Here is a 15,540-nt window from a genome sequence, read left to right as displayed (position 1 = left end):
CTCTCCCGAGAGTTTTTAGTTCTTCATACCGGTGGAATCGATCCAACCGATATTTCCGTCATTGCGCCGGTACACGATGTTCAGCTCCTTTCCAGGGCTGCGGAACAACAGGACCGGTTCGTCCGTCATGTCGAGCGCCATCACGGCGGTCGCAACGGACATCGTCATCAACTGCTTCGTGCTTTCCGCAACGATGGTCGGTGCGAAATCGTCTGGCACGTCGTCTTCTTCATCCGGTACACGGTCCATGACCGTGTAAGCCACTTCGGAAAAACCGTTCGCGTGATTGCCGGCGTGATGGTCCTTCAGTCGACGCTTGTAGCGACGAAGGCGTTTTTCGATCCGCTCCGCTGCAGCATCGAAACTTGCCTGTGGATCATTCGCTTCTCCGGCCGCATGCAGGACGATCCCGGTATCGAGATGCACCTTGCAATCTGCCGAAAAACGCGAGCCGGACTTCTCGACGATCACCTGACCCGAATACCCCCCGTCGAAGTATTTGGTCACTGCACCGCCGATGTGGTCCTCGATCTTCTGTCGAAACGAGTCGCCGATTTCCATATGTTTACCGGATACACGCACACTCATGGAGTTACTCCTTATTGTCGTGACTTGCATGTTCCAGTCTACGCCAACCGGCCTCTTGATCCAAGCGGTTCACGAATGGCAGGGCCAAATTGGTTTGGGAATTGGTTTAGATCCCGTGTCGCCCGGTCAGGTTGCGGCGGGTCTCTAAACTGCCATTAACGGAATGTCAATCTGTGCGGCACGTGTGGCGAATACCGGGTCGCCTATGACTGCCCTCGATATGTGAGGCTAGAACGCTGCCAGTTTCGCGATGGCGCGCTTTTCCCGCCTGCGTTGCACCGATGACGGAATGTTCATCGCCTCGCGATATTTCGCCACCGTCCGGCGCGCAAGTTCGACACCGCCCTGTTTGAGGCTGATGACAATGTCGTCATCCGACAGGACGGCACTCGGCAGCTCCTGAGAAATCAACAACCGGATGCGATGCCGCACCGATTCGGCCGAATGGGTGTCTCCACCTTCTTCCGCCGAGCCGATCGACACTGTGAAGAAGTATTTCAGTTCGAACAGGCCGCGTGGCGTCAGCACATACTTGTTGGAGGTGACGCGGCTGACGGTGGATTCGTGCATCTTGATGGCCTCTGCCACCGTCTTCAGGTTGAGCGGTCGCAGGTGATCGACGCCGTGCAGCAGGAAGGCATCCTGCTGGCGTACGATCTCGCTTGCCACTTTCATGATCGTCTTGGCGCGCTGGTCGAGGCTGCGGGCGAGCCAGTTCGCCGTCTGCATGCAGTCCGACAGAAAATTGTGATCTTCGCCGTTCTTCGGGCAGTGTTTGGAGACCGTGTTGAAATAGGTCTGGTTGACCAGGACGCGCGGCAGGGTATCGGGATTGAGTTCGACGTTCCATCCACCATCAAGCGATGGCCGGACCACGACATCAGGTGAGATAGACTGCGAGAACCCGCCCTCGAAGCCCGCACCCGGCTTCGGGTTGAGCTTGCGGATTTCAGCCATCATGTCGATCAGATCTTCGTCGTCCACGCCGCAGATCTTGCGCAGAGACGCAAAGTCACGCTTGGCGAGAAGATCGAGGTGATCGATCAGCGCTGCCATGGCCGGGTCCAGCCGGTCGTTCTGGCGCAGCTGGATCGCCAGGCATTCGCTCAGGCTACGGCAAAATACCCCGGGTGGATCGAAGGTTTGCAGCTGAATGAGAACGGCCTCTACCGCCTCCGGCGCCTTGCCCAGACGGGCCGCGACCTCTTCGATGTCGCCCTGGAAATAGCCGGCATCGTCCAACTGGTCGAGCAGGTCCTGGGCGATCAACCGGTCGCCCGGGGTGGTCACCACGAAAGGCAGCTGTTGTCCGAGATGATCGCGCAGGGTCACCTGACCCGCAACGAAATCGTCGAGGTCGTAGTCCTCGCCGGCATCGCCGCCGGGCATCGATTTCCACTGGCCGAGAAGTTCGGGCGCGTCCGGCCGCTGTGCCGGTGCGTCGTCGGGAAACACGTTTTCAAGGCTGGCATCGAGGTGATCGCCAAGCTTGGCCGTGCCGTTGCGGGTTGCGCTCTCATACCAGTCGAGGGAGCCGACATCGGCTTGCGCCGCCGATTGGCCTTCGAACGGTCCGTCATCATCGCGCGAACCGGAAAATTCCAGATCGCGGGGATCAAGCCCGCCTAAATCCGCATCACCATCGCCGTCGCCTGCCGCTATTTCGAGCAGCGGATTTTTCTCGACTTCCTGGGCGATGAACTGGTTGAGTTCAAAATGCGTCATCTGCAGCAGCTGAATGGACTGCATCAGCTGCGGTGTCATCACCAGCGATTGGCTCTGTCGCAGAAAAAGACTGGCAGATAACCCCATGGCGGACGCGAAACTCCCGTGATCTCCTTAAAATCATGCGGTCATCGCACGATAGTCGAGAGGAAGACACCGAGATTATCGGTGCCATCCTTCAACTGGCACAAGAATTGCTTTTTTGATAGATTTGGTCAAGCGGCAAGAAGCGGGAAAGTAGATTCTTTCTGGCCTCAGAGGCTGAACTTGTCGCCAAGGTAAAGACGACGAACATCCGGATTGTTGACGATATCGTCGGCCCTGCCATGCGTCAGGACTTCGCCTGCGTGAATAATGTAGGCGCGATCGATGAGACCAAGCGTTTCGCGGACGTTGTGATCCGTTATCAGTACCCCGATACCGCGCGCCGTCAAGTGGCGAACCAGGTTCTGGATGTCGGAAACGGAAATCGGGTCGACACCGGCAAACGGCTCGTCCAGCAGCATGAAGGCAGGGTCGGTCGCCAGCGCGCGGGCGATCTCGAGGCGACGCCGTTCGCCACCCGACAACGCGACAGCCGCGGACTTGCGCAACTGGCTGATGTGGAATTCTTCCAGCAACTCGTCGAGCTTCGCTTCGCGCTTGTCGCGGTTCGGTTCGTGCACTTCGAGAACCGCCCGGATATTGTCTTCGACGGACAGTCCGCGAAAGATCGAGGCTTCCTGCGGCAGGTAGCCGACGCCGAGACGCGCGCGCCGATACATCGGCATATGCGTCACCTCGTTGCCATTGATGGCAATCATGCCCTCATCGACAGGCACAAGCCCGGTGATCATGTAGAAACACGTCGTCTTGCCGGCGCCGTTCGGTCCGAGCAGGCCGACAGCCTCGCCCTTGCGAACGACCAGCGATACGCCGTTCACCACGCGCCGCGTGTCATAGGTCTTGGAAAGACCATGCGCCACCAGCGTACCCTCATAGCGCGCCTTGTCGCGTGCAATGAAAGGTTCGGTCACGGGCGACCGGTCGGCGGACCGGTTGGAGAGGAAAGGTATTTTCAAGGGCTTGGATTTCTATTGCTTAGGTCGCGACTTCGGGTCGAGCATGATTTCCACGCGGCCACCGCAGGAATCGAGCTTCGCCTGTCCGGTCGCCATCTGCACGGTCAGCTTGCAGCCGCGAAACACGTTGGCGCCTTCGGAAAGCACGACTTGCTTGCCGGAAAGCACGAAGGTCTGCGAGGTCATGTCGAACTCGCCCTTTTCGGCGGTCGCCTGCTGAGTGCCCGAGGTGAGGAAAACGGTGTCGTCGAGAAAGATCTTGTCGATGTCGGTGCTACCGGAGGTCACCGAAGCGCCTTCACCTTTGTAAAGCACGGTCATCTTGCCGGCCTTCATCGTGGTCGTACCCTGCACCACCTGCACATTGCCGGTGAAGAAGGCACGTTTTTCCTGATCCTTGATTTCCAGCTGGTCGCTCTGGATCTGGATCGGCGCATCGTTGGAAAGCTTCAAGCCTTCCATCTTGCTGCTGGTGGTCTGGGCGGTCGCGCTGAAGGCAAGGCCGAACACGAGTCCGGTGGCCATCACGGCGGAAGAGATACGAAAGAGTCGATTCGTCATTGCGGCCGTGCCCTATTTGCCTTGGTTGCGGATGCGGGCAGGGTCGAGGTCGACCTGAACCTTGCCGATCAGGGTGATTGTGTGTCCCTTATCCGTTATCTTCAGGGAGTTCGCAACAATGGAACCCGCGTCCATGGAGATTTTGACCGGGTCCGGCGTATCCATCAATCCACCCGGTATATCGAGGCGGGCGGATTGGAAGCGCGCAGTAATCCCGTTGGATAAATTAACGTCGAATGGTTTGGTCAGATCCAGCTTGTCGGCGCCACGATCGAAATCGGCACCGGCGGCCGTGACACGCGCAACGACCTCGTCATTGATCGGCACGGCGGCCTTGACGTTTTCGAGGCTGATCATGTTCGGGTTCTGGATATCCTGCAATGCACGGTTGGCAATCATCGAATAGCTGATGCCGTCGCTGTTGCGGCCGGAAATCGCGGGCCGTTCCATGACGATCTTGCCATTTTCGATGCGCGCGCTTTCGATCGACAGGTTTTCCGGCAGATAGGCGCGCACGATCGCCACCCCGATAAAGGCGGCGGAGATGATGGCTGCACTGATCGGCAGGAATATCTTGAGCTTGCGCACCCTTGCGGAATGGGCAAGTGCCGACTGATAGATATCGTCGGGCGACTGCCCGATCGCACGGGAAGCGCCGGCCAGGGCTGGGTTGCGGATATGCTGCAGCATTCTGCTCGTCCGGTCCTTTCCGGCAAGATTTGTCGTAAAGATGACTGGGCCGCCCGCGTTGAGATCGACGGAAGCGGCGCTAGTTGTTCACCTGCGGCCTCAATATGGTTTTTATCGTTCAACAAACAATAATGGACAACATAAAAACGTGATATGCCCGCTTGAAACAAAAAGCCGGACCCTATTTGGGTTGGCTCGCTATGAGGATTGAGAATGGATCAGATGGGGATTGCTGAACGGCGCCAGTTGCGTCGGAAACTGAGTTTCTGGCGGGTTGCGGCCCTTGTGTTTCTCGTCGGCATCGGTTTCGCGCTGTATCGGGTCACGGTCGGCGCCAGTGGCAACTCCGCGGTCGCGCACGTCGCCCGCGTCGATATCTCAGGCATGATCCTTGACGACAGGGAATTGCTGGAGCGATTGGAGAAGATCGCCGAAAGCAGCCAGGCAAAAGCGCTCATCGTCTCGATCAATTCTCCGGGCGGAACGACCTATGGCGGCGAGCGCATCTTCAAGGCCATCCGCCATATCGCGCAAACCAAGCCCGTCGTCTCGCAGGTCCGCACCCTTGCCGCATCCGCAGGCTACATGATTGCGTCTGCTGGCGATCATATCGTCGCCGGCGAAAGCTCCATCACCGGCTCGATCGGCGTCATCTTCCAGTATCCGCAGGTCGATGAAGCCCTGAAAAAGATCGGCGTGTCGCTGGAGGAAATCAAGTCCGCACCGCTCAAGGCCGAACCGTCGCCCTTCCATCCTGCCAGCGAAGAAGCCAAGACGATGATCCGCAACATGGTGATGGACAGCTATGCCTGGTTCGTCGACCTTGTCGCCGATCGCCGCAACATGCCGCGCGATGAGGTTCTCAAACTCGCTGACGGCACGATCTTCACCGGCCGTCAGGCGCTTGCCGTCAAGCTGGTCGATGAACTCGGCGGCGAAGACGAGGTCCGTGCCTATCTGGAGACCCGCGGCGTTGCCAAAAGCCTGCCCGAAGTGGAATGGAAGGATGGCAAGTCCTCGTCCTCATTCTGGTTCGCCAGTGCCGTGTCGCAGTTTTTCCGCATGACCGGACTGGGCGACCAGCTTTCCCCGGCAGCGCTTCGGATCTTCGGCTCCGACAAGTTGTTCCTTGACGGTCTGGTTTCCGTTTGGCAGGTTGGAAGCGACTGAAAGCCTAATTTTTTCAGGGGGCACCTAACTTTTTTCAGGGGGCAGAAGTGATCAAATCTGAACTGGTGCAGATCGTTGCAGCGCGCAATCCGCATCTCTACCATCGTGACGTCGAGAATATCGTCAATGCGGTCCTCGACGAGATCACTGATGCTCTCGCCGGCGGAAACCGGGTCGAGCTGCGTGGCTTCGGCGCCTTTTCGGTAAAGAACCGTCCGTCGCGCTCCGGGCGCAATCCGCGCACAGGCGAAAGCGTCTTTGTCGAGGAGAAGTGGGTGCCCTTCTTCAAAACGGGCAAGGAATTGCGCGAGCGCCTCAACCCGGATCTTGCCGACGAGGATGATTGATCGCCTCGAAGGTCGGGCGTCACACTTGAAAGCATGACGCCGCCCTCTATTCTGCACAGGACGCCGGCAGCGATGACGGCGATCCATCGTTTGATTGTCACTTGCCGGGAGAAAACCATGACCAAGTTCAAGAGGATCGTGAGCCTCGTGATCTTTGTGCCCCTCGGCATCGTTTTGATCGTGCTGGCCGTCGCCAACCGTCAAAGCGTCACGCTCGCGCTCAATCCCTTCCGTCCGGAAGACAGCCTCCTGTCGCTGACGGCGCCGCTGTTTCTGCTGCTGTTCCTGGCCGTCCTGTTTGGCATGGCGCTTGGCTCATTCGTGACCTGGTGGAGCCAGGGCAAGCATCGCAGACAGGCCCGGATTGAAGCGCGCGAGGCCGTCCGTCTGCAAAAGGAGAACACTGCCGCGGTCAAGCCGTCGCCGTCAGTCGTTCCGGCCAACCAGGCCGTTGTTCCCGCGCCGACCAACAACGCCGCGCTTCCCGCCAGATAACGACCCGCGGTCAGAGCCCCTCGGTTCTGGCCTCCGCCGTCTTCGCCATCACCGTTGCGTTGAAGTCCGCAAAGAATTTCGCTGCCAGCTTTTCGGTTGTCGACCGCACGAGCTTGGAACCGAGCTGGGAAATCCGTCCTCCGGTTTGCGCACGTGCGATGTAATGCAGCACGGTCTCAGTGCCGTCTTCCTCAAGCCGCACATCGGCCGCCCCCTTGGCAAAGCCGGCAATGCTTCCCTGACCTTCGGCGGCGAGCGTGTAGCTTTCTCCCGCCTCAATGTTCGAAAGCGTGATCGTGCCGGCAAGGCCGAGCGAGATCAGGCTGAAGCGAACCTTGATGCTGGCGGCAAGTTCGTTGTCCGAAATCCACTCCAGACGCTCGCAACCGGGAATGCACTGGCGGATGGTTTCGGCATCGTTCAGCGCGCGCCACACGATATCCCGCGGCGCCGCGATCCGTTCCTGCCCTTCGATATCCATCTCGATCTCCCGTTTCGCTGATAAGATAGGCATGGAAGCGCGCGAAAACAGATCTGACGCTATTGCCGGCTTTGAAGAACGCGGCACAGATGCTATCTGCTGCGAAAGACAAGAACCCGAGCGGATGATCGCAGTGAAGAACAAGGAAAGGCGGCCGACCGGCAAGCGCCCGGAGAAGCCAGCAGCCAAGGGCGCGCCTAAGTCGCCTGCCAAAAGCCCGGACAAGCGCCGCAGCGAAGCGGGCAGCCGTCCGGCCGTTGTCGCAACCCGTACCAGGTCGACCGGCCCCCAGGCTGCGCGCTCGGAAGGTCGGGCCGAAGCCCAAACCACCCAGTCGCGCCGTCCTGACAGGCCACAGGCACAACCGCACGTACCGGTCGAAACGCGTCCGCTTCTTGCCCGCAGCGGCGATCTGCCAGCCGAACGCGTGCCGATCATTCTGGAATCGTCCGGCGCCGGCGATTTCCACCTGATCGACACCGGCCGCGGCCTGAAGCTTGAGCAATACGGCGATTACCGCGTCGTGCGCCCGGAAGCCCAGGCCCTGTGGCAGCCGACGCTTGCCGACGATATCTGGGAAAATGCCGACGCGATCTTTACCGGCGATACGGATGAAGACGGCATGGGCCGCTGGCGCTTTCCGGCGCAGACGCTTGGAGAAACCTGGCCGCTCGCCCTTCTCGGTATCGATTTCCACGGCCGCTTCACCGCATTTCGCCATGTCGGCGTGTTTCCGGAACAGATCGTCCACTGGGAGTGGATGAAGGATCGCGTCGAGGAAGCCGCCAAGGCTGGACGCACCCTGAAAGTCCTCAACCTGTTCGGCTATACGGGTGTCGCGTCGCTCGTGGCGGCCGCAGCCGGCGCTGAGGTCACCCATGTCGATGCGTCGAAAAAGGCGATCGGCTGGGGTCGCGAGAACCAGTCCTTGTCGCGTCTGGAAAAGGCACCGATCCGCTGGATCTGCGAAGACGCGATGAAGTTCATCCTGCGCGAGGAACGCCGCGGCAACACCTACGATATCATTCTCACCGATCCGCCGAAATTCGGCCGCGGTCCGAATGGCGAGGTCTGGCATCTGTTCGATCATTTGCCGCTGATGCTCGATGTCTGCCGGCAGCTCCTGTCGCCCAAGGCCGTCGGCCTGGTGCTGACCGCCTATTCGATCCGTGCCAGCTTCTATTCCATCCATGAACTGATGCGCGAAACCATGCGCGGCGCAGATGGCGTGGTGGAATCGGGCGAACTCGTCATCCGGGAAGCGGGCCTCGACGGCAAAGTCCATGGCCGCGCGCTTTCCACCTCTCTTTTCAGCCGTTGGGTACCCGCATGAGCGATAATTTTCACAGAAACGGGCCTCGGCGCGTCGGGCAGGTGAAAGAAGTCACCTCGCTCGCCAACCCCATCATCAAGGACATCAAGCTTCTCACCGACAAGAAGCACCGGGAAGAAGCCGGTGCCTTCATGGCGGAGGGGCTGAAACTGGTCATCGACGCGCTGGAACTGGGCTGGACAATCCGCACGCTCGTCTATGCCAAGGCTGCCAAGGCCAAGCCGCTGGTCGAACAGGTCGCGGCAAAGACCGTTGCTGATGGCGGCTTGGTGCTCGAGGTCAGCGAAAAGGTTCTGTCCTCGATCACGCGCCGCGACAATCCGCAGATGGTGGTCGGTATTTTCGAGCAGCGCTGGGCACGGCTTGCCGATCTGAAGCCGCAGGCTGAGCAGACATTTGTCGCGCTCGACCGCGTCCGTGATCCCGGCAATCTCGGCACGATCATTCGCACGGCCGATGCCGCCGGCGCCTCCGCCGTGCTGCTGGTCGGTGAAAGCACCGATCCGTTCTCGCTGGAAACCGTGCGCGCCACGATGGGCTCGATTTTCGCGATGCCCGTCATCCGCTGCTCGGCGGAAGAATTCCTGAACTGGCAAAAGGGAGCGGGCGTCAGCGTCGTCGCCACCCATCTGGCCGGCGCAGTCGATTATCGGACGGCGGACTATACCCGCAAACCGGTCGTTCTCCTGATGGGCAACGAGCAGTCCGGCCTGCCGGACAGCCTTGCGCGCGCGGCCGATCGCACGGTCAAAATTCCGCAACAGGGCAGGGCGGACTCGCTCAATCTCGCGGTCGCGACGGCCGTCATGCTGTTTGAAGCCCGCCGCCATCTGCTGACGCTGGAGGATAAATAATGACCGCTCGCGTTGGTCTCCTGTCGCGACCCATCAGTGCGGTCATCTTCATCATCATCGCCGTGCTGCTCGACCAGGCGATCAAGATCGCCGTCGAAAATTCGCTGCCGCTCGAGCAGATGGTGCCGGTCATTCCGTTTCTGGCGCTCTACCGCACCTATAATCTTGGCGTAGCCTTCTCGCTTCTGTCCGGCATGGAGCGAGAATTCATCATCGGCATGCGTCTCGTCATTGTCGCCTTCGTGCTGTGGCTCTGGCGCCGCACGCCCAAGGACCGGCCCTTTGCCCATCTCGGCTATGCGATGATCATCGCCGGTGCGATCGGCAATCTGATCGATGGCATCGTTTACGGGCACGTGGTGGATTACATCCTGTTTCACACCGCCACCTGGTCGTTTGCCGTGTTCAATCTCGCGGACAGTTTTATCAGCGTCGGTGCAGGTCTCGTCATTGTCGACGAGCTGTTCGGTCCCAAAGCGGCGGCATCCGTAGACGAGCAGAAGTAATTTTGCTCGACGGATAATTGTGAAATCGAGCGATTGGCATAATTTTACCGGATTGATCTAAGACTTCGGAAGGAAACCTCGGGTAATCTTTCCGTATGCGCGACATCGCCGAAATACAGAACCGTATCTCACAGGCCTTCACGTCGCTCGCGCCGAAGGACGGGTCTGACGACGCCGCATGGAATGGAGTGCCCCGCACGCCGGAGCAGCCGGTCGCGGCGAACGTCCAGAGACATCCAGGCGCTCTTCGCGCACTCTTCACGAAAATCCTCAAATGGCGCCGCCCACAGGCCATTGCTGCCGACGTCTCGGGCTCTCCGCAGATCGCCAACGTCGTCCATGAGCTACGAACGCCACTGAACGGCATTCTTGGGATGACCCACCTCTTGGGTCAGACGAAGCTGACGGCGGAGCAGCAGAATTACTTGAGCGGTATCCGCCAGTCCGGCTACGCCCTGGCTCAACTGGTCGAAGATCTGCTGGATCATTCCACGATGGAGGCCGGCCGGTTCCGTCTCAACAACCGTGCAGCGGATCTGCGCCAGCTGATCGAAGGTGTCGTGGAAATGCTCGCTCCCCGCGCCCATGGCAAACGGATCGAGATCGCCGCCACCGTATCCGCCGCCGTGCCGGAGCTTCTCGACTTCGATCCTGCCCGCATTCGCCAGGTTCTGTTCAACGTCATCGGCAACGCCGTCAAGTTCACGACCACAGGCGGCGTGCTGGTTCGAGCCTTCATCGAGAACGAGACCGTGGCGATTTCTGTTGCCGATACCGGCCCGGGCATGACCGAGGAAGAGCAGACCCGAATCTTCGGTGCGTTCGAACAGGCAGGATCAGCGGAAACGCGCAGCGGCGGCACAGGTCTCGGCCTCGGCATCGCCTCGCGCATCCTGGCCGAATTCGGCGGCTCGCTGTCGGTCTCCAGCCGCAAGGGCAATGGCAGCGTCTTCACTATCCGCTATCCCATGCGTCTTGCCGAGGATGCGCCGGCCGGTGCTGCCGTTCGCAACCGCTCGCTGTTTGGCTCTCGCGTGCTTCTGCTCGCGCCAGATGGTCCGGCCGCCTTTGCGACCGTTTCCAGCATCGAAACACTCGGCGGCCGTGGGAGGCATGTGTCCGATCCCGCCCAGGTGCAGCTATTGATCGATCGGGCCAAAGCGACAGGCTCGCCCTATACCGATCTCATCGTCGATCACCGACTGGCCTCCGACTACGCGTGGGAACCGTCGCACGCGCCGCTGCACCGTATTCTGCTGGTCAATCCGGAGGAAAGGGCGTCGCAACCCCAGGAATATTTCGATGCCTGGCTGATCCGGCCGCTGCGCGAAAAATCGCTGGTCGATGTCCTGAGTGGCCGCATGCGTGGTTTTGGCGCCCGCGACCGCCCGGTAATGGACGTGCCGGCTCCTGAAAATTCAAACTCGGTCGATCGCAAGCGGGAAGCCGGTCCGGCCCTCGATATTCTTCTCGGAGAAGACGATCCCGTCAGTGCGCTTCTGGTCGCCGCGGTTCTGCGCAAGGCAGGGCACACGGTTCGTTCCGTGGAGGATTTCGGAAGTCTCATCGAAGCCCTTGGCGAAAACCGCCCGGATGTCGTTCTCTGCGACATGCATATGCCCGGCGGCAACATCATGGATCTCATCTCTGCCGCCTCCAGAACCGCGCTGCAGCCGGTCCCCGTCATGGTGCTGACAGCCGAAAGCCGCGGCGAGGCGCGGCGCAAAGTCATCGATCAGGGCGCCTGCAAAGTGCTTCAGAAGCCGCTCGATCCGGCTGTTCTGATTGAGGAATTGCGTCTTTTTGCGCAGGCTTCCAGCACGTCCTGACAGTCGCGTTGACGGGCCTTGCACCACTTCCTATTGTGACGATATCTGTCACGCTCTTGTTGCAGATGCATGTTTAAACGCGGGTGATCCAACCGGTACGGGAAGAATCACCATGGCTATCGAACTCCTGAACCGCACATTGACCTCTGAGACAAAGCAGGCCCCGGCTGCTGATCCGGCAAATAGCCGCGTTGGTAGCGATGTGTTCGGCCGCATCGGCACGCTGGAAACGCGGCTTGCCCGCAACCTGCGCGAAATCGATGCCGCCCAGGCCGTGCGCTACCGCGTCTTCGTCGAGGAGATGGGCGCCACGATTGAGCCCGAGGCGATGCGGCTTCGACGGGATATCGATAGCTACGATGCGATCTGCGACCATCTGCTTGTCGTCGACAACGCGATAGACGGTGAAATCGAAGACCAGATCGTCGGAACCTACCGGCTTCTGCGCCAGAGCGTCGCTGAGGCGAATGGCGGGTTTTATTCGACGTCCGAGTTCGATATCGCGCCACTTCTCGCCCGCCATCCCGACAAGCAGTTCATGGAACTCGGCCGCTCCTGCGTGCTGCCCGAATACCGCACCAAACGCACCGTCGAACTGCTCTGGCAGGGCAACTGGGCCTATGCGCTGAAGCATGGTGTCAATGCCATGTTCGGCTGCGCCTCTTTCCCCGGCGTGCGTCCGGAAGAACACGCGCTGGCGCTGTCCTTCCTCCATCACAATGCGCTGGTGAAGGACGAGTGGATGGTCCACGCATTGCCTGATCTCAATCGCAACATGGATCTGATGCCGGCCGAGGCGATCAATCCGCGCCAGGCGCTTTCCGCCATGCCACCGCTGGTCAAGGGCTACCTTCGCCTCGGCGCTATGATCGGAATGGGAGCCGTCGTCGATCAGGCCTTCAACACCACGGATGTGCTGATCGTGCTACCGATCGCATCGATCTCCGGCCGCTACATCAACTACTTCGGCGCCGACGCCGGTCGCTTCGCGAACTAGAGCGCTCTAGATTTGGAGCCTGGTCGGTCCGCAGTAGCGACCCACCATGTCGTGCACCGAGGATGGCAAGCGTTCGGACGCGGCGACAAGCCAGATCAGAAGATGGGAATCCGGCAACAGCCTCAATCGCGTGCGCCGTAGAACAGATCCTCGATCTCTTCGTCCAGCGCCTTATCCATGTCTTCCGGAATGAAGAACTGACCTTTAAGGAATCCGATCCGCCGTTTCCTGGGCCCGGTCACCTCGGGTGCGGCCGCCTCATCGACAGCAACCACCGTCACCAGCGGCTTGCCCGCCCTGGCGATCACGAACGGTTCCCCGTTCGCGGCTTCATCGACAAGCTGCGACAGGTTTTCTTCGGCTTCCTGAATGCTGACGGTCTTCATGAAACGGGAACTCCGATCGGACCAGATGAAACACCCTAATCCGATCGGCTGAAGCTTTCAACAAAAGCGTCGGCGCGGGGTCTCTCAGGACCCCGCGTTATAGGCCGCAATCGCCGCCATGTTGACGATTTCGGAGTCCTTCGCGCCCATCTGGGTGATCTGCACCGATTTATCCAAACCGACCAGAAGCGGCCCGATCAGCGTCGATGCGCCGATCTCCTGCAGCATGCGGGTGGCGATCGAGGCCGAATGAATGGCCGGCATGACAAGCACGTTGGCCGTGCCGGAGAGGCGGCAGAACGGATACTGCTCCATGCGGCTGGCATTGAGCGCCACGTCGGCACCCATCTCGCCGTCATACTCGAAATCCACCCGGCGTCCGTCGAGGATCTTCACCGCCTCGCGGACCCGCTCCGACCGTTCGCCGATCGGCTGGCCGAAGGTGGAATAGGCAAGCAGCGCCACGCGGGGCTCGTAGCCCATGCGCTTGGCGACGCGCGCGGCTTCCACGGCGATGTCGGCGATCTGCTCGGCAGTCGGCATGTCGTGGACGGCGGTATCCGCCACAAAGATCGTGCGGCCGCGGGCCACCACGATCGACACGCCGATCACCCTGTGTCCGGGCTTGTCGTCGATGCAGCGGCGCACGTCGGAAAGAGCGGTCGCATAATTGCGCGTCGTGCCGGTTACCATCGCATCCGCATCGCCCACGGCCACCATGGTCGCGGCAAAATGGTTGCGGTCGTGGTGGATCAGCCGCTGCACGTCACGCAGAAGCAGTCCCTGGCGCTGCAGGCGGGCGTAGAGGAAGTCGATATAGGTATCGACGCGCTTGGAAATGCGCGCATTGATGATCTCGATGCCGGGACGTTCGAGGTCGATACCGGCCTTTTCCGCCGTCTCGCGGATCACATCGTCGCGGCCGAGCAGGATGGCAGTGCCGAGACCCTGGCTGCAGAAGGAGATCGCGGCACGCATGACCTGCTCTTCTTCGGCTTCGGCAAACACCACGCGCTTGGGGAAGCGGCGAACCCTGTCGTAGATCCCTTGCGTCGTTGCAGCGATCGGGTCGCGGCGGGCGGAAAGCTCGCGACCATAGGCGTCAAGGTCGGTGATGTCGCGACGCGCTGCTCCGCTTTCCATTGCAGCTCTGGCAACGGCGACGGGAATGGCCGAGATCAGCCGCGGATCGAACGGCACGGGAATGATGTATTGCGGCCCGAAACGCGGGCGGTTGCCCTGGTAGGCGGCAGCCACGTCATCAGGCACGTCCTCGCGGGCAAGATCGGCCAGCGCCTGCGCGGCGGCAATCTTCATCGCATCGTTGATCTGGCGGGCTCGCACATCGAGCGCACCGCGGAAGATGTAGGGAAAGCCCAGCACGTTGTTGACCTGGTTCGGATAGTCCGAGCGGCCGGTCGCCATGATCGCGTCGTCGCGGATCCGCGCCACTTCTTCCGGCGTGATTTCCGGATCGGGATTGGCCATCGCGAAAATGATCGGCTTGTCCGCCATCGAGCGGATCATCGCTTCGGTAAACGCACCCTTCTGGGAAAGACCGAACACCACGTCGGCACCCTTCATGGCCTCTTCCAGCGTCCGGCTGTCGGACTTGACGGCGTGGGCGCTCTTCCACTGGTTCATACCCTCGGTGCGACCCTGGTAGATCACGCCCTTGGTGTCGCAGAGGATGATGTTGGCAGGGTTGAAGCCCATCGCCTTGATCAGCTCGATACAGGCGATCGCGGCAGCACCGGCGCCATTGCACACCAGCTTCGTCGTCTTGAGGTCGCGGCCGGTGAGTTCCAGCGCGTTGATGAGACCGGCGGCGGCGATGATCGCCGTACCGTGCTGGTCGTCATGGAAAACCGGGATGTCCATCAGTTCGCGCAGACGGCTCTCGATGATGAAGCATTCCGGCGCCTTGATGTCCTCAAGGTTGATGCCGCCGAAGGACGGGCCGAGATAGCGCACGCAGTTGATGAATTCGTCTACGTTTTCCGTATCGACCTCGAGATCGATACTGTCCACATCGGCAAACCGCTTGAACAGGACAGACTTGCCTTCCATGACCGGCTTGGATGCCAGTGCACCGAGATTGCCGAGACCAAGGATTGCCGTGCCGTTGGAAATCACGGCCACCATGTTGCCGCGCGTCGTGTAGTCGTAGGCCTTGGAAGGGTCGGCGGCGATCGCCAGAACCGGCACGGCGACACCCGGCGAATAGGCCAGCGAGAGGTCGCGCTGCGTCGCCATCGGCTTTGTCGGGGTGATCTCGAGCTTGCCGGGACGGCCCTGCGAGTGGAAATCAAGCGCTTCCTGCTCGGTCACCGACGCTCTGTTGCGCGTGTTCTTTTCCGGCGTCTTGTCGTTTGCGGGCATTGGCCTCTCCAGCTTTTTGTGGGCAGCGCCCCTCGAGGTCGCGGGGGATGTTGTAATTCAAGGGTCATCACCGATAGTGTCGCCTCTTTCCAGACGCAACAATAAATCTGCGCAACAAACATTGGTGCCGTGACC

Annotated in this window: 16 protein-coding genes; 8 read left to right on the top strand and 8 right to left on the bottom strand. The window is 60.5% G+C overall.

Annotated features, from left to right (window positions below):
• Window positions 1-15: 15 nt before the first annotated feature.
• The 5 genes from raiA to lptC form a co-directional block, all read right to left on the bottom strand.
• A complete protein-coding gene (gene raiA / locus BLW69_RS17390) occupies window positions 16-588 on the bottom strand; it encodes a ribosome hibernation-promoting factor, HPF/YfiA family (protein ID WP_062454028.1) in 573 nt (190 codons plus the stop codon).
• A gap of 228 nt (window positions 589-816) precedes the next feature.
• Window positions 817-2,400 carry an RNA polymerase factor sigma-54 gene (gene rpoN, locus BLW69_RS17385; RefSeq protein ID WP_092663770.1) on the bottom strand — a complete coding sequence of 528 codons (1,584 nt, stop codon included), beginning with the start codon at window positions 2,398-2,400 and terminating at the stop codon, window positions 817-819.
• A 167-nt stretch (window positions 2,401-2,567) separates the two neighbouring features.
• Window positions 2,568-3,329 (bottom strand): LPS export ABC transporter ATP-binding protein, encoded by a 762-nt coding sequence (gene lptB, locus BLW69_RS17380; RefSeq protein ID WP_062454922.1) that lies wholly within the window; start codon window positions 3,327-3,329, stop codon window positions 2,568-2,570.
• Window positions 3,330-3,386: 57 nt separating this feature from the next.
• Window positions 3,387-3,935, bottom strand: coding sequence for an LptA/OstA family protein (locus BLW69_RS17375; protein WP_062454026.1), 549 nt, complete (start codon window positions 3,933-3,935; stop codon window positions 3,387-3,389).
• Window positions 3,936-3,947: 12 nt separating this feature from the next.
• A complete protein-coding gene (gene lptC / locus BLW69_RS17370) occupies window positions 3,948-4,625 on the bottom strand; it encodes an LPS export ABC transporter periplasmic protein LptC (RefSeq protein WP_062578831.1) in 678 nt (225 codons plus the stop codon).
• A 213-nt stretch (window positions 4,626-4,838) separates the two neighbouring features.
• On the opposite strand from lptC, the gene sppA reads away from it, so the two are divergent.
• The 3 genes from sppA (at window position 4,839) to BLW69_RS17355 (ending at window position 6,637) form a co-directional block, all read left to right on the top strand.
• Window positions 4,839-5,795: a signal peptide peptidase SppA gene (sppA, locus tag BLW69_RS17365; protein WP_092663766.1), complete on the top strand. Its 957-nt coding sequence runs from the start codon at window positions 4,839-4,841 to the stop codon at window positions 5,793-5,795.
• A 47-nt stretch (window positions 5,796-5,842) separates the two neighbouring features.
• On the top strand, window positions 5,843-6,142 hold the full coding sequence (locus BLW69_RS17360; RefSeq protein ID WP_062454023.1) for an integration host factor subunit beta: 300 nt from the start codon (window positions 5,843-5,845) through the stop codon (window positions 6,140-6,142).
• A gap of 117 nt (window positions 6,143-6,259) precedes the next feature.
• On the top strand, window positions 6,260-6,637 hold the full coding sequence (locus BLW69_RS17355; protein WP_092663764.1) for a lipopolysaccharide assembly protein LapA domain-containing protein: 378 nt from the start codon (window positions 6,260-6,262) through the stop codon (window positions 6,635-6,637).
• A gap of 10 nt (window positions 6,638-6,647) precedes the next feature.
• On the opposite strand, the gene BLW69_RS17350 is transcribed toward BLW69_RS17355, so the two are convergent.
• Complete coding sequence (locus tag BLW69_RS17350) at window positions 6,648-7,118, bottom strand: SRPBCC family protein (protein ID WP_092663762.1); 471 nt, start codon at window positions 7,116-7,118, stop codon at window positions 6,648-6,650.
• A gap of 124 nt (window positions 7,119-7,242) precedes the next feature.
• Between BLW69_RS17350 and BLW69_RS17345 the strand changes: the two genes are divergently transcribed.
• From BLW69_RS17345 to BLW69_RS17325, 5 genes are all read left to right on the top strand, one after another.
• Complete coding sequence (locus BLW69_RS17345; RefSeq protein ID WP_092664113.1) at window positions 7,243-8,451, top strand: class I SAM-dependent methyltransferase; 1,209 nt, start codon at window positions 7,243-7,245, stop codon at window positions 8,449-8,451.
• Window positions 8,448-9,305 (top strand): TrmH family RNA methyltransferase, encoded by an 858-nt coding sequence (locus BLW69_RS17340; RefSeq protein WP_092663760.1) that lies wholly within the window; start codon window positions 8,448-8,450, stop codon window positions 9,303-9,305. The genes BLW69_RS17345 and BLW69_RS17340 overlap by 4 nt, the downstream gene beginning before the upstream one ends.
• The gene (gene lspA, locus BLW69_RS17335) at window positions 9,305-9,811 is read left to right on the top strand and encodes a signal peptidase II (protein WP_092663758.1); all 507 of its coding nucleotides are present in this window, start codon (window positions 9,305-9,307) and stop codon (window positions 9,809-9,811) included. The genes BLW69_RS17340 and lspA overlap by 1 nt, the downstream gene beginning before the upstream one ends.
• 95 nt (window positions 9,812-9,906) lie before the next feature.
• Window positions 9,907-11,640, top strand: a complete 1,734-nt coding sequence (locus BLW69_RS17330) for a hybrid sensor histidine kinase/response regulator (protein ID WP_062578844.1) — start codon at window positions 9,907-9,909, stop codon at window positions 11,638-11,640.
• Between the two features lie 112 nt (window positions 11,641-11,752).
• Entirely contained in the window at window positions 11,753-12,637 is an 885-nt protein-coding gene (locus BLW69_RS17325) for a l-ornithine N(alpha)-acyltransferase (protein ID WP_062454017.1), read from the top strand.
• Between the two features lie 122 nt (window positions 12,638-12,759).
• Here the strand turns inward: BLW69_RS17325 and BLW69_RS17320 are convergent, their stop codons facing one another.
• On the bottom strand, window positions 12,760-13,023 hold the full coding sequence (locus tag BLW69_RS17320; RefSeq protein WP_092663756.1) for a type II toxin-antitoxin system Phd/YefM family antitoxin: 264 nt from the start codon (window positions 13,021-13,023) through the stop codon (window positions 12,760-12,762).
• Between the two features lie 84 nt (window positions 13,024-13,107).
• Window positions 13,108-15,405 carry an NADP-dependent malic enzyme gene (locus BLW69_RS17315; protein WP_062578848.1) on the bottom strand — a complete coding sequence of 766 codons (2,298 nt, stop codon included), beginning with the start codon at window positions 15,403-15,405 and terminating at the stop codon, window positions 13,108-13,110.
• Window positions 15,406-15,540: the final 135 nt, after the last annotated feature.

Origin of the sequence: Rhizobium sp. NFR12 (assembly GCF_900108545.1) — a bacterium.
GTDB classification, from domain to species: domain Bacteria; phylum Pseudomonadota; class Alphaproteobacteria; order Rhizobiales; family Rhizobiaceae; genus Neorhizobium; species Neorhizobium soli.
The sequence above is the reverse complement of the archived record's forward strand: the minus strand, read 5'-3'. Positions and strand labels throughout refer to the sequence as shown.